We start from the raw sequence: 12,395 nt of genomic DNA, 5'->3' as shown, positions 1-12,395 counted from the left end.
ACTGAGGAGCCGGCAATGAGCATCTCCGCACGCGTGCATGAGCTGACCGGTCAACGTCGGCCGTTCGTGCACGCGACCGTGGTGCGCGCGCAGGCGCCCACCTCCGCGGTGCCGGGCGACGACGCGGTGATCCTCGCCGACGGGTCCATCGAGGGCTTCGTCGGCGGGGTCTGCGCGGAGACGTCGGTGCGGGCGGCCGCCCTGGACACCCTGCGCGACGGCAACACGGTGCTGCTGCGGGTCCTGCCGAGCGAAGCCGAGCAGTTCCCGTCGGTGCCGGGCGCCCAGGTCGTGGTCAACCCGTGCCTGTCCGGCGGGGCGATCGAAATCTTCCTCCGCCCGGTGTTCCCGCGGCCGCTGATCGGGGTGGCGGGCGAGTCGACGCCGATCGGCGCGGCGGTGGTCTCGCTCGCCGGCTTCCTCGATTTCGAGGTCACCCCGCCGATGGCGTACGCCGGAGCCGGCGCCGTCGTGGTGGCCGGTCTGGGGCGCGACGACGAGGCGGCCATCCGCGCGGCTTTGGACGCGGGGGTGCCCCTGATAGCGCTGATCGCCAGCCGGACGCGGGGCAGGGCGGTACTCGATTCCCTGGGGTTGACGCCCGACGAGCTCGCCCGGGTCCGCCCGCACGCCGGGATCGACATCGGGGCCCGCACCCACAAGGAGATAGCCCTCTCGGTGCTCGCCGAGATCGTTCGTGAGCTGCGGGGTCCGGGGCTCGAGACGGTGCAGCGCCGATCGATTCCGCTCACCGACGTGTCGCCGGCCACCGCGATCGACCCCGTGTGCGGGATGACCGTGGTGGTCGGGGACGAGACGCCGCATGCGGTGGTCGACGGCGTGGAGTACTGGTTCTGCTGTGCGGGGTGCCGGGATCGGTTCGCGGCGGCGTGATGACCGTCTGTGGGCTGGTGCTGGCGGCCGGCGGGTCGCTGCGCCTCGGCGAGGCCAAACAGCTGCTGCCGTTCCGCGGGCGTACCCTCCTGGACGCCACGCTGGACATGGCACGGGCCTGCGCGTTCGATCAGAACCTGGTGATGCTCGGCGGCTCGGCCGCCGAAATCCGTTCCCGAGCGGATCTGACCGGGTTCACCGTCGTGGACAACCCGGATTTCTCCAGCGGATGTGGATCCTCGGTGCGGTCGGCCGTCAGCCATGTCCGGGCCGATGCGCTCGTGCTGCTGCTCGGCGACCAGCCCGGAGTCGATCCGGCCGACGTGCGCCGGGTGATCGAAGCCCCGGCACCGATCGCCGTGTGCCGCTACGACGACGGGCTCGGGCATCCGTTCCGGTTCCGGCGTGCGTGTTTCGGATCGCTGGCCGAGCTGCACGGCGACAAGGCGGTCTGGAAGCTGCTGCACTCGGGAGCCTTCGCGGTGACCGAGGTCGCCGCGGCCGGCCCGGTCCCGATCGACGTCGACACCCGCGAGGACTACCGGCGGCTGCTCGCGGGGGAGAGCCGGTGAACGGGCCGGACGAGGTCCGATCGAGGCTCGACGCGGTCGACTATCTCGTCGACGACGGGCTGGCGATGGCCGTCTTCCTGGCGCTGCGACTGGGCAAGCCGCTGCTGCTGGAGGGCGAGCCGGGGGTCGGGAAGACCGCGGCGGCCAAGGCGCTCGCGCAGGCTCTCGACACGCCGCTGATCCGGCTGCAGTGCTACGAGGGGCTGACCGCCGGCGAGGCGCTCTACGAGTGGAACTACCAGCGGCAGCTGCTCGCCATCCGGCTCGCCGAGGCGCGGCGCGAGCGGCTGGCCGACGACGACCTGTTCACGGCCGAGTTCCTGCAGGAAAGGCCGATCCTGCGGGCCGTGCGCCATCGCGGGCCGACCCCGCCGGTGCTGCTGATCGACGAGATCGACCGGGCCGACGACGAGTTCGAGGCGCTGCTGTTCGAGTTCCTCGGCGAGGCGTCGGTGACGGTGCCCGAGCTGGGCACGTTCACCGCCGAGCGCCCGCCGATCGTGGTGCTGACCTCGAACCGCAGCCGTGAGCTGCACGACGCGCTGCGCCGCCGGTGCCTCTACCACTGGATCGAGTTCCCGGCGCCGGGCCGGGCCGCGGAGATCGTGCGGCGGGCCGTGCCGGGCGCCACCCACCCGCTGATCGCCGACGCGACCGAGTTCATCGGCCGGGTACGCCGGCTGGAGCTGGACAAGGCGCCCGGGCTGGCCGAGACCATCGACTGGGTGGCCGCGCTCGCCGCCCTCGGCGCCACCGAACTCGCCCCCGACGACATGCTGGCCACGCTCGGCACGATCGCCAAGACCCCCGACGACCGGCTCGTCGTCGCCGGTGCCGTCCACCAGGAGACGCCATGAAGATCACGAACGAGTTCACCGTGCACACCCCGCTCGAGCGCGCCTGGCAGGTGCTCACCGACCTCGAAGGCGTCGCGCCGTGCATGCCGGGGGCACAGCTCACCGGCGTCGAGGGCGACACCTACCGGGGCAAGGTGAAGGTCAAAGTCGGCCCGGTGGTCTCCGAGTTTGCGGGGACGGCCCGATTCGCCGAGAAGGACGAGGCCGGCCACCGCGCGGTGATCGACGCCAAGGGCCGGGACGCGCGGGCGGGCGGCAACGCCGCGGCCCTGGTCACCGCGGTGCTGACGCCGGACGGCGAGAGCACCCGGGTGAGCGTCGACACCGATCTGAAGATCAGCGGGAAGCTGGCCCAGTTCGGCAGCGGCATGATCAAGGAGGTGTCGGGGAAGTTGCTCGCCCAGTTCGTGAGCAACTTGGAGGCCAAGCTGGCCGCCGACGAGGCCGGGCCGGAACAGGCCGAACCCGACGAGCCCGAGTCGACAGTCGCCACGTCCGATCGGGTTGCGTCCGAACCGGTCGCGACGGTTCGAGACGCCGCCCCGGCCCCCGTAACGGCCCCCGTAACGGCCGCCGCGCCGGTGAGCACCGAGGAACCCGAGCCACTCGACCTGCTCGGTGTCGCCGGGAGCTCGATCTACAAGCGAGCCATCCCGGTCGTGGTCGGCGTGCTCGTGATCGGCGCGGTCATCGCCTGGGTCATCGCCCGGCGCTGAACCCGACCCGGCGCATCGAGTCATGACCGTTGAGCGGGGCGGTGCGCCGGCACCGTTGCTTCTGCGCGGTGCCGATCGGGCCGCGTTCGTCGTGGCGTTCGTCGAGCGGTTGCGATCGGCCGGCGTCGGTGCGGGGCTGACCGAAACGGACGACTTCGTGCGGGCGCTCGGGGTCAGCCCGCCGACCTCGCGGGAGACGCTCTACTGGACGGCGCGGATCGCCCTGCTGCGGCGGCAGGAGGACCTGATCCCGTTCGACCGGGTGTTCTCGGCCGTGTTCGATGACACCCCGCCGTTGCCGTTGACCCGCGCGGCCGAGCGCGCGGCGCGGCAGGGCGAGGCGAACGTCCCGGTTCGGGGCGGCGGCGATCGGTCGACCGTGCACGGCGGCGGGCTGCCGTGGGCGACGTTGCCGGCCGCCGGTGCCGTCGACGAGACCGAGAGCGGACAGGATCAACTTCGGCTGCCGGAGCTGCGGGCCAGTGGCCTGGCCGCGCTGGCCGAGCGGCCGTTCGAGGAACTGGACGCCGGGCAGACCGCGCTGCTCGGGGAGGCGTTGAAACAAGCGCTTACCCGGTGGCCCACCCGGCGGTCGCGGCGGCATGCGGCCGATCCGGCCGGCCGGCGGGTCGCGTTGCGGCCCACGATCGCGGGGGCGCGGCGGACCGGGTGGGAGGCGGTCACTATCGTTCGCGAGCGGCCGGTGCGGCGGCCTCGGCGGGTGGTGATGCTGTGCGACGTGAGCGAGTCGATGCGGCCGCAGGCGGCGGCCTATCTGCAGCTGATGAGGGCATTCGCGACCGTTGGTGAGGCGGAGGTGTTCGCCTTCGCCACCACGCTGACCCGGCTCACCCCGGCGCTGCGGCAGAGCTCGGCCCGCGCGGCGATCGAGCAGGCAACCACGGCCGTCGGCGATCGGTTCGGCGGGACCCGGATCGCCTCGAACCTGACCGCCCTGCTCGACTCGCACCACGGCAACGCGCTGCGGGGCGCGATCGCCGTCGTCGCCTCGGACGGGTGGGACAGCGAGCCCGCCGAGCGGATGACGATGGCGATGCGCCGGCTGCGCCGCCGGGCGTACGCGATCATGTGGTTGAATCCGCGCGCCGGCGCGCCTGGCTTTCGGCCCGATGTGGCGGCGATGGCCGCGGCCGCGCCGTTCTGCGATGCCCTGCTCCCGGCGGCGACCTTCGCCGACCTGATCGAGGTCGTGCACCGCGTGGGCGATCCGGCAAGCGCGGTCGGACCACGAGGAACCTCCCTCAGGGGTGCATGACCGCGCCCTTCACGACCTTGTCGACGACGTTGCGCGGGCCGTACACGGCCAGGCCGACCAGGTCGAGGCCGGCCGCGCCGACCGCCCGGACCGCGGCGCGGTTGTCCCGGTCGTTCCCGGTCGCGAACAGATCCGACGTGAAGACCGCGGTCGGCAGCGCGCGGCCGACCGCCCGCTCGTGGGCGGCCCGGAGCACCTCCTTGCCGGCCTCGAAGACCAGCACCGGCTGGCGGAACATCGGCAGGTACGGCACGTCGTCGGCGTCCCGGTACGGCGCGCCGATCACCTCGCCGACGGTGGTGCCCAGCCCGCTGACCAGGAAAGCGGTCACGTTCAAGCGTTGCCAGGTCAGCAGGTCGTCCCGCAGCAGGACGGCGATCTTGGTGTCGAAGCGTTCCATGGACCGATCGTGCGCGGACCGGTCCCGATCGTTCTTGTACGATTTTGACGTGTCGGGCGCCCAGTTCGCGGCGTGGCGGCCACGACTGGACGGCGTGGTCGAGGTGCTCAGCGCCCACTTCACCGGGCACGCCTACCCGATGCACGCGCACGACACGTGGACGCTCCTGATCGTCGACTCGGGCGCGGTCCGATACGACCTCGACCGGCACGAGCGCGGTTCGTTCGGCGAGGTGGTCACGCTGTTGCCGCCACACGTGCCGCACAACGGATCGTCGTCGCACCCGTTCCGCAAGCGGGTGCTGTATCTGTCGCCGGAACAACTCCCGCCCCGGCTGATCGGCGCCTCGGTCGACCGGTCCGACTTCCCCGACCGGCGGCTCCGGACGATGATTTCCACGCTGCACGAGCTGATCGGACAGCCGGGCGAGGAACTGGCGGCCGAGAGTCACCTGGCCGAGATCACCGAGCGGCTGCGGGACCGGCTCGGGCATCCCGAGATCACCGGGCGGGTCGACCGTACGCCCGCCCGCAAGCTCCGCGATCTCCTGGAGCAACGCGTCGTCCCGGGCATCTCGTTGCGGGAGGCCGCGGGCCTTCTGCATTTCCACCCGGCCTACCTGGTGCGCTCGTTCCGGGCCGAGTTCGGCATGTCGCCGCACCAGTACCTGATCTCCCGCCGGGTCGACACAGCCCGCCATCTGATCCTGGCCGGCCGCCCGCTCGCCGCGGTCGCTACCGAGAGCGGCTTCTACGACCAGCCCCACCTGATCCGTCATTTCCGTCGCATCCTGGGTGTCAGCCCGACGGGCTTCGCGCCGGCCCGTTGATCGTCTACTCTCTACCGGCCCGGCCTGACGTACGCCGGTCGATATCGGGGAGACGGAGAGTCGATGCAGGAAAAGCTTCAGACGCGCGCGTTCGGGATCGTCGCCGCGTCCCTGCCGGAGGGTGAGCGGCCGCTCGTCGCGGCGCGCGCGCTGGTCGGCAAGTTCGGCGCGAGCCGGATCGGCACCCTCGCCAGGAACAGCGCCGTCGCGGTCACCGCGGGTGCGGCCGGCGTCGCGGTGGCCTCGGCCGGCGGCAAACAGTTCGTGGTGGTCACCGACCGCCGGGTGATCTTCTTGAACCAGACCTTCATGGGCGGGCCGGGCCGGACCGTGATCGGCGCGCTCGCCCGCGATCAGGTGTCGCTGGCCGAGGCCAAGTTCGGCACGATCAGCGTGCTGCGGCTGGCGTTCGACGGCGGGGAAGGTGTGTCGCTGACGTTCCCGCGCATCGACAAGAAGAACGCCGAGCAACTCGCCGCGGCCCTGACGCCGGCCGGCTGACCGGTGCCCCGGTCCGATCGGTCACGGCGATCGGACCGGGACACCAAGCCGGGACACGAAGCCGCCGCGGTCGGATCGGGCCGGGGATCCTCAGCTCCAGAGCGTGACGTGCACCGACGGCCGGAAATGACCGACGTTGACCCCGGCGCCGCGCATCATCGCCTGGATCGCCCGCGGTGTCGCCGCGAAGCGCGCGAGCTCGGCCGCGGCGGTCGGCGGATCGGGCAGCGTCATCGAGTGCCACATCGTCTCCAGGCTCGCGTACGGTCCGGGCAACTGCACCAGGTGACCGCTTCTGACCTCGGGCGCGACCGTGAACGACAGCGCCGGCGCCACGCCCTTGCCCCGTTTCGCCTCCTCGAGCGCCGCCGCGTGACTCTGGAAGATCTGCTGGTGTCCCTCGGGTACGGCCAGCCGCCGCAGCATCGCCGGGATCGAACCCAGATCGGCCACCGCCGACGGGCCGAGCAGCCAGGTCTGATCGCGCAGCTGGGCGGCCGACGCGCGTACCCCCGCAAGCGGGTGATCCGGACCGGTCACGACGACCACCCGGAAGTTCATGACCGGCCGGCACACGAGGCTCGCATCGGCGGCCGGCCGCGGACCGATCGCGATGTCGACACTCCTGGTCATCAGCAGCGCCTCGAACGCCGACGGGCTGCGCACGCTGAGCTCCACGTCGAGATCGTCGGCGCGGCCCGCGAACAACTCGATCAGGCCGGGCGCGGCGTGCTCGGCGAACAGCGCGGACGCGCCGACCCGCAGCAGCCGGCGGCCCTTGCCGGCCGAGCTGACCTCCAGCACCGTGATGTCCTGCAGGCCCAGCATCTCGGCGGCCCGGCTGGCCAGCCGCAGGCCGCCGGGGGTGAACGCCAGCCCGACCGCGGCCCGGGTGAACAGCTGGTCGCCGAGCTCCTTGCGCAGCTGTCCGATGTGCAGCGAGATCGCCGACTCGGAGACCCCGAGCTCGGCCGCGGCCAGCTTCACCGACCCCAGCCGGACGACGGCCGAGTAGGCGCGGAGCTGCGTGGGGGTCATGTGTCGAGTCTGCCGCGCGGAACTACGGTTTGCGGCCGACGGCGGCCAGCATGCTGATCCGGCTCGCGTCCACGCCGTCGGTGCTCGCGGCGCCGCTCGGCCGCCACTCGGTGGCCAGCGCGACCCCGGGCGCCGCCAGCTCGAGCCCCTCGAACAGGGCCTCGAACTCGTTGCGGTCCCGCGGCCAGACGTCGCTGCGCCCGGCCGCGAGCATGCCGGCGTACCGCTCACGCTCCTCGGCCGGCAGGTAGTCCGTCGTGAAATGCGTCGCGGCGAGATAGCTGCCGGAGGGAAGGGCGTCGAGCAATTTCCGTACGAGCGGCTGCGCGGCCCCCTCGCCGGGGATGAAGTGCAGGATCGCCACGAGCATCAGGGCCACCGGCTCGCCGAGGTCGAGCGTCTCGCGCAGTTCGGGGGAGGCCAGGATCGTGGCCGGGTCGCGCAGGTCGGCCTCGATGTAGGTGGTGCGACCCCCGGGAGCACTGGTCAGCAGCGCCTGGGCGTGCACCATCACCATCGGGTCGTTGTCGACGTAGACCACGCGGCTGTCCGGGGTGATCCGCTGGGCGACCTCGTGGGTGTTGTCGGCGGTGGGCAGGCCGGTGCCGATGTCGAGGAACTGGCGGATCCCGGCGTCGGTGGCCAGGAACTGGACCATCCGGCCGAGGACGTCCCGGTTGGCGCGCACGCCGGCCCGCATGCCGGGGAACTTCTTCTCGATCTCGTCGCCGGAGGCGCGGTCGGCCGCGAAGTTGTCCTTGCCGCCCAGCCAGTAGTTGTAGCGGCGCGCGGGGTGCGCCACCGTCGCGTCGATGCCGGTCTCCCCGATGGTCATGATCGCGATTCTATTGTGGAAGCCATCCAGGTGTGCACCCCCTTCTTGACGCAACCGTGCGGTTGCTATAGCTTGAGTAGCAACCAAGTGGTTGCTATAGAAGGAGACATGTCATGGCATTTCCCGACCGGATCGAGCGCAAGCTGGAGCTGCCCCACCCGCCCGAGCGGGTGTGGGCGGCGCTCACCACCGCCGAGGGCCTCGGCACCTGGTTCGGCAACGAGGCGACGATCGACCTGCGCCTCGGCGGCCAGGCCACGATGACCTGGACCAGCGGCGACAAGGCCACCTTCACGGTCGAGCTGCTCGAGCCGCCGCGCGTGTTCGGCTACACCTGGAACATCAGCGGCCTGCCCGCCGACGACCCGCGCCGGACATACGTGGAGTTCACGCTCGAGCCGACCGGCGCGGGCACTACCCTCACCGTCGTGGAGAGCGGATTCGCACAACTGCCCGAGGACGCGCACGCCAAGGCGTTCGGCAGCAACAGTGACGGCTGGACGAGCGAGCTGGGCGAGCTGGCCGCGTACCTCGATGGCCTTTCCTGACCTCGAGGCGACGGCCCAGGAGGTCTTCGCCGCCCTGGCCGATCCGACGCGCCGGCAGATCCTGGCCGCGCTCGCGTCGGGCGGCCCGGCGACGGCGACCGACCTGGCCGGCCGTCTGCCGATCACCCGGCAGGCCATCGCCAAGCACCTCGGTCTGCTGGCCGAGGCGGGCCTGGTGGTGGCCGAGCCGGGGGAGCGGCGGCGGGTGCGCTACCGGCTCGACTCCGGCCCGATGAAGGTCGCCCAGCAGTTCCTGGCCGCGCTGGCCCGGGACTGGGACGGTCCGCTCGCCGCGCTGCGCGACCATCTCGGCACGCATTGATAAGCTTCGATTAGGTCAACCACAGTGTATTCATAGACTTCAATGTTCTCCTGCCTTCTTCCGACCAACGGCAGGAGGAAACAGACCCATGAACAACGAAGAGTACGTCCGGGAGGTCCACGACAAGGGGTTCCTGTTCGACCGGCGGCGCCTGCTCGGGCTGCTCGGCGGCGCGGGCGCGCTGGCCGTGGCCGGCGGCAGTGGGCTGCTCGCCGGCGGGGCCGAGGCCGCGGCCGCCGCGTGCGCCACCGAGGTGGAGTCGGAGACGGCCGGTCCGTTCCCGGCCGACGGCTCCAACGGCCCGGACGTCCGGGTGCTCAGCGGCATCGTGCGCAGCGACATCCGCCCGTCGTTCGGCACCTCGACCACCGTGGCGCCCGGCGTGCCGTTGCAGTTCAGGCTGACGGTCTCGAACCTGAGCTGCGCGCCGCTGGCCGGTGCCGCGGTCTACGCCTGGCACTGCGACCGGGCCGGGCGGTACTCGCTGTACTCGTCCGGGGTCACCAACGAGAACTACCTGCGCGGCATCCAGGTCACCGACTCCACCGGCACGGTGAGCTTCACCAGCATCTACCCGGCCTGCTACTCCGGCCGGTGGCCGCACATCCACTTCGAGGTGTACTCGTCGCTGGCCAACGCCACCAGCGGGGCCGGTCCGATCCGCAAGACGTCGCAGATCGCGCTCCCCGAAGCCATTTCCAAAACGGTGTACGCGTCGGCCACCGGGTACTCGCAAAGCGTGACCAACCTGAACCGGATCACGCTGGCCTCGGACATGGTGTTCGGCGACGATCTGGCGGCGCGCGAGATGGCCACGGTCACCGGCAGCGTCTCGGCGGGGTACGTGGCGTCGCTCGCGATCACCGTCGACCCGACGAAGACCGAGTCGGGCGGCGGGCGCCCGTCCGCGTGATCTTTCCCCGGTCGTCCCGCCCGGATCAATCGTCCCGGTCCGGGCGGGACGCCGCCGTCACCATCTCGTCCAACCTGGTCAGTGGGTCGGCCGTCATGCCACGCAGGTAGTCGTCGTGCCAGATCCGGAAGGCGGCCACCGAGCAGGCCACCAGCAGGCGCAGCCGCCAGTCGGGCTCGGCTTCCCCGCGGCGTGCGGCCAGTTGCCGGCTCAGTTCCAGCTCGCGTTCGGGCGGCACCCCCTGATGGGTGGCGCTCAGATGCGGCGACTGCCGGATCACCGCACGCAGGGCGCCGAGCCAGTCCCGGTGGTCGATCACGAAGATGCCCAGCTCGTGGATCGCCTTCCGGAGCGCCGCCGAGTCGGACATCTCGGGCGGCGCGGCGGCGATCTGCCGGGCGACCAGGCTGGTCATGTACCGCACCGGCTCGGCGATCACGTCGTCCTTGCCGGTGAAATAGCGGTGGAAGGTCCGCGGCGCGATCTCGGCGGCCGCGCAGATGTCGGCGACGGTCACGTTGTCGTACCCCCGCTCGATGAACAACCGCCACGCCGTCTCCGCGGTCAGTACGCGACTGCGCTCCCGCTTGCGGTCCCTCAGCCCGGTGATCGGCCCTCTCCCTCCGGCTCCGGGCCATCGTATGTGACCCCGGTCTCAGCGCGTCTCTCCGATGCCCAATGCGCAACTTTCTTGTGGCACCCTCTGCCTCGTGGCACATTCTGCCACCAAGAGAGGGAGCCCGATGTCGCAAGCCGTTGATCTGGCCGCGCCCGCCGAGGGCGCGGCGGGGGAGAAGAAGACCTGGACCGGCCGCCAGGTCGTGATCCTGCTGGTCATCGGCGTCGGCGCGCTGATGGTCTCGCTCACCCAGTCGCTGCTGGTTCCGGTGCTCGGCGAGCTCGCCGTCGACCTGCACACCGGCGGCGACGGCGTCGCCTGGCTGCTCACCTCGACCCTGCTGGTCGGCGCGGTCGCGGTGCCCGCCTTCGGCCGGCTCGGCGACCTGTACGGCACCCGCCGGATGGTGCTGGTGGCGCTCGCCGCGCTGGTCGTCGGCTCGCTGATCTGCGCGCTCTCCGACGACCTCACCTGGATGATCGTCGGTCGTTCGGTGGTCGGCCTCTCCGTCGCCACCGTCCCGCTGAGCATCAGCCTGATCGGCGTCACCCTTCCCAAGGAGCACGCGGGCGCCGGCATCGCCCTGATCAGCGCTATGCTCGGCGTCGGCGGCGCGCTCGGCCTGCCGCTGGCCGGCGTGATCGCCCAGTACGCCGACTACCACACGCTGTTCTGGGTCTGCGTGGCCGGCGGCCTGCTCGCCATCCCCGGCATCGTGCTGCTCGTGCCCGAGCCGATCCGCACCGCGACGGGCCGGATGGACCTGATCGGCACGGCTCTGCTCGGCGGTGCGATGCTCGCGTTGCTGCTCCCGCTGGCCCAGGGCGACTCGTGGGGCTGGACCGATCCGAAGACGCTCGGGCTGCTCGCGCTCGCGGCCGTCCTGCTGATCGTCTTCATCCTGGTCGAGCTGCGGATCAAGTCGCCGCTGGTCGACGTGCGCACCACCGCCCGTCCGTCCCTGCTGCTCACCAACCTCGCGTCGCTGTGCGTCGGCTTCGCCCTGTTCGCCACGCTGATCGGCACCGCCACCTACGTGCAGGCCCCGGCGGTCACCGGCTACGGCTTCGGCAAGTCCATTCTGGTCGGCGGCCTGTGCATGCTGCCGGGCGGCATCGCGATGCTGCTGCTCAGCCCGCTGTCGGCGAAGCTCCGGCCGCGCACCGCGCTCATCATCGGCTCGCTGATCATCGCGGTCGGCTTCGCCGGCCGCATCTGGCTCACCGGCAGCCTCTTCCAGGTCATCCTGGGCGCGACCATCGCGGGCGCGGGCACCGGCATCGCGTACGCCGCCATGCCCGGCCTGATCATCCATGCCGCGCCACGCTCCGAACTGGCCGCCGCCAACGGTCTGAACGCCCTGTTCCGCAGCGTCGGCAGCAGCCTGGCCAGCGCGATCGGCGGCGCCATCCTGGCCGCGAAGACGATCGACCTGGCCGGGCACGCGCTGCCGTCGCTGGGCGCGTACCAACTGCTGTTCGTGATCTGCGCGGCGTCCGCGGTCATGGCCGCGCTGCTCGCGATGTTCATCCCGGTGCACGCGAGCACGGCCGACGCCGCTCTGCCGGAGGAGTGACGTCGTGGCCACGTGGCTCATCCGGCGCACCTGAGCGCGGCCGACGCCGAACGAGCGACCCGTCCTCGAGGACGAGATCTGTGTGATCCGGGCCGAGCATTTCTTCGTCCGCGCCCGCCTGGTCATCCCGGTGACCGACGCCGACGAGGACTTCGTGTGGGGCGTCTGGGTCTCGCTGAGCCGGGCCAACTTCGGCCGTCTGCTCGACCTCTGGACGACCGAGGGGCGCGAGAGCGAGCCGGCCTACTTCGGCTGGCTCTCCACGACGCTGCCCGCCTATTCGGAGAGCACGCTGCGGCTGAAGTCCGAAGTGCACACCGATGTGGTGGGCACCCGCCCGCACGTCGTGCTGGAACCGACCGACCACCCGCTGGCGGTGGAGCAGCGCACCGGCATCACCGTGCACCGCGTGCACGAGATCGCCGACCGGATGACGCGGTAGTCGGCCGAACGCGGCGGCGATGCCGCCGCGTCGGGCAAACGGCATGTCGCCTTTGTT

15 protein-coding genes and 1 pseudogene are annotated in these 12,395 nt (G+C 71.6%); 12 read left to right on the top strand and 4 right to left on the bottom strand.

What is annotated here, in order from left to right; genetic code table 11:
- The first annotated feature begins 15 nt into the window (after positions 1–15).
- Genes ODJ79_RS22515 through ODJ79_RS22495 form a run of 5 tightly spaced genes read left to right on the top strand, consistent with a single transcriptional unit; the run spans position 16 to position 4,315 of the window.
- Positions 16–894 carry an XdhC family protein gene (locus ODJ79_RS22515; RefSeq protein WP_263025515.1) on the top strand — a complete coding sequence of 293 codons (879 nt, stop codon included), beginning with the start codon at positions 16–18 and terminating at the stop codon, positions 892–894.
- Positions 867–1,466 (top strand): NTP transferase domain-containing protein, encoded by a 600-nt coding sequence (locus tag ODJ79_RS22510; protein ID WP_263025514.1) that lies wholly within the window; start codon positions 867–869, stop codon positions 1,464–1,466. The genes ODJ79_RS22515 and ODJ79_RS22510 overlap by 28 nt, the downstream gene beginning before the upstream one ends.
- On the top strand, positions 1,463–2,323 hold the full coding sequence (locus ODJ79_RS22505; protein WP_263025513.1) for an AAA family ATPase: 861 nt from the start codon (positions 1,463–1,465) through the stop codon (positions 2,321–2,323). The genes ODJ79_RS22510 and ODJ79_RS22505 overlap by 4 nt, the downstream gene beginning before the upstream one ends.
- Complete coding sequence (locus ODJ79_RS22500; protein WP_263025512.1) at positions 2,320–3,039, top strand: SRPBCC family protein; 720 nt, start codon at positions 2,320–2,322, stop codon at positions 3,037–3,039. Before ODJ79_RS22505 ends, ODJ79_RS22500 begins: the two co-directional genes overlap by 4 nt.
- Positions 3,040–3,061: 22 nt before the next feature.
- Positions 3,062–4,315: a vWA domain-containing protein gene (locus ODJ79_RS22495; protein ID WP_263025511.1), complete on the top strand. Its 1,254-nt coding sequence runs from the start codon at positions 3,062–3,064 to the stop codon at positions 4,313–4,315.
- Here ODJ79_RS22495 and ODJ79_RS22490 read toward each other — a convergent pair.
- Positions 4,302–4,715: a DUF2000 domain-containing protein gene (locus ODJ79_RS22490; protein ID WP_263025510.1), complete on the bottom strand. Its 414-nt coding sequence runs from the start codon at positions 4,713–4,715 to the stop codon at positions 4,302–4,304. The two genes, ODJ79_RS22495 and ODJ79_RS22490, sit on opposite strands and share 14 nt — an antisense overlap.
- On the opposite strand from ODJ79_RS22490, the gene ODJ79_RS22485 reads away from it, so the two are divergent.
- Together ODJ79_RS22485 and ODJ79_RS22480 are read left to right on the top strand one after the other, a co-directional pair.
- Entirely contained in the window at positions 4,714–5,544 is an 831-nt protein-coding gene (locus tag ODJ79_RS22485) for an AraC family transcriptional regulator (protein WP_411267358.1), read from the top strand. The two genes, ODJ79_RS22490 and ODJ79_RS22485, sit on opposite strands and share 2 nt — an antisense overlap.
- 63 nt (positions 5,545–5,607) lie before the next feature.
- A complete protein-coding gene (locus ODJ79_RS22480) occupies positions 5,608–6,045 on the top strand; it encodes a hypothetical protein (RefSeq protein ID WP_263025508.1) in 438 nt (145 codons plus the stop codon).
- Between the two features lie 90 nt (positions 6,046–6,135).
- Here ODJ79_RS22480 and ODJ79_RS22475 read toward each other — a convergent pair whose 3' ends face one another.
- Both ODJ79_RS22475 and ODJ79_RS22470 read right to left on the bottom strand, forming a co-directional pair.
- The gene (locus tag ODJ79_RS22475; protein WP_263025507.1) at positions 6,136–7,083 is read right to left on the bottom strand and encodes a LysR family transcriptional regulator; all 948 of its coding nucleotides are present in this window, start codon (positions 7,081–7,083) and stop codon (positions 6,136–6,138) included.
- 22 nt (positions 7,084–7,105) lie between these two features.
- Positions 7,106–7,918, bottom strand: coding sequence for an SAM-dependent methyltransferase (locus ODJ79_RS22470; RefSeq protein ID WP_263025506.1), 813 nt, complete (start codon positions 7,916–7,918; stop codon positions 7,106–7,108).
- A 113-nt stretch (positions 7,919–8,031) separates the two neighbouring features.
- On the opposite strand from ODJ79_RS22470, the gene ODJ79_RS22465 reads away from it, so the two are divergent.
- The 3 genes from ODJ79_RS22465 to ODJ79_RS22455 all read left to right on the top strand — a co-directional run bounded on the left by ODJ79_RS22465 (position 8,032) and on the right by ODJ79_RS22455 (position 9,701).
- Positions 8,032–8,466, top strand: coding sequence for an SRPBCC family protein (locus ODJ79_RS22465; protein ID WP_263025505.1), 435 nt, complete (start codon positions 8,032–8,034; stop codon positions 8,464–8,466).
- A complete protein-coding gene (locus tag ODJ79_RS22460; protein WP_263025504.1) occupies positions 8,453–8,788 on the top strand; it encodes an ArsR/SmtB family transcription factor in 336 nt (111 codons plus the stop codon). The genes ODJ79_RS22465 and ODJ79_RS22460 overlap by 14 nt, the downstream gene beginning before the upstream one ends.
- 88 nt (positions 8,789–8,876) lie before the next feature.
- Positions 8,877–9,701, top strand: coding sequence for an intradiol ring-cleavage dioxygenase (locus tag ODJ79_RS22455; RefSeq protein WP_263025503.1), 825 nt, complete (start codon positions 8,877–8,879; stop codon positions 9,699–9,701).
- Between the two features lie 25 nt (positions 9,702–9,726).
- Here the strand turns inward: ODJ79_RS22455 and ODJ79_RS22450 are convergent, their stop codons facing one another.
- Positions 9,727–10,269 carry a TetR/AcrR family transcriptional regulator gene (locus ODJ79_RS22450; RefSeq protein WP_263025634.1) on the bottom strand — a complete coding sequence of 181 codons (543 nt, stop codon included), beginning with the start codon at positions 10,267–10,269 and terminating at the stop codon, positions 9,727–9,729.
- Positions 10,270–10,444: 175 nt separating this feature from the next.
- On the opposite strand from ODJ79_RS22450, the gene ODJ79_RS22445 reads away from it, so the two are divergent.
- Both ODJ79_RS22445 and ODJ79_RS22440 read left to right on the top strand, forming a co-directional pair.
- Entirely contained in the window at positions 10,445–11,896 is a 1,452-nt protein-coding gene (locus ODJ79_RS22445; protein WP_263025502.1) for an MFS transporter, read from the top strand.
- A gap of 64 nt (positions 11,897–11,960) precedes the next feature.
- A pseudogene (locus tag ODJ79_RS22440) lies at positions 11,961–12,338 on the top strand (DUF2199 domain-containing protein); the annotation flags it as partial.
- Positions 12,339–12,395 lie beyond the last annotated feature (57 nt).

The organism is Actinoplanes sp. KI2 (assembly GCF_025630775.1).
Taxonomy (GTDB): domain Bacteria; phylum Actinomycetota; class Actinomycetes; order Mycobacteriales; family Micromonosporaceae; genus Actinoplanes.
The sequence above is the reverse complement of the archived record's forward strand: the minus strand, read 5'-3'. Positions and strand labels throughout refer to the sequence as shown.

Coding starts and splice junctions, on each gene's coding strand:
- ODJ79_RS22515 (WP_263025515.1), top strand. CDS start 16: ATGAGCATCTCCGCACGCGTGCATGAGCTGACCGGTCAACGTCGGCCG.
- ODJ79_RS22500 (WP_263025512.1), top strand. CDS start 2,320: ATGAAGATCACGAACGAGTTCACCGTGCACACCCCGCTCGAGCGCGCC.
- ODJ79_RS22495 (WP_263025511.1), top strand. CDS start 3,062: ATGACCGTTGAGCGGGGCGGTGCGCCGGCACCGTTGCTTCTGCGCGGT.
- ODJ79_RS22485 (WP_411267358.1), top strand. CDS start 4,714: ATGGACCGATCGTGCGCGGACCGGTCCCGATCGTTCTTGTACGATTTT.
- ODJ79_RS22490 (WP_263025510.1), bottom strand. CDS start 4,715: ATGGAACGCTTCGACACCAAGATCGCCGTCCTGCTGCGGGACGACCTG.
- ODJ79_RS22480 (WP_263025508.1), top strand. CDS start 5,608: ATGCAGGAAAAGCTTCAGACGCGCGCGTTCGGGATCGTCGCCGCGTCC.
- ODJ79_RS22475 (WP_263025507.1), bottom strand. CDS start 7,083: ATGACCCCCACGCAGCTCCGCGCCTACTCGGCCGTCGTCCGGCTGGGG.
- ODJ79_RS22470 (WP_263025506.1), bottom strand. CDS start 7,918: ATGACCATCGGGGAGACCGGCATCGACGCGACGGTGGCGCACCCCGCG.
- ODJ79_RS22465 (WP_263025505.1), top strand. CDS start 8,032: ATGGCATTTCCCGACCGGATCGAGCGCAAGCTGGAGCTGCCCCACCCG.
- ODJ79_RS22460 (WP_263025504.1), top strand. CDS start 8,453: ATGGCCTTTCCTGACCTCGAGGCGACGGCCCAGGAGGTCTTCGCCGCC.
- ODJ79_RS22455 (WP_263025503.1), top strand. CDS start 8,877: ATGAACAACGAAGAGTACGTCCGGGAGGTCCACGACAAGGGGTTCCTG.
- ODJ79_RS22445 (WP_263025502.1), top strand. CDS start 10,445: ATGTCGCAAGCCGTTGATCTGGCCGCGCCCGCCGAGGGCGCGGCGGGG.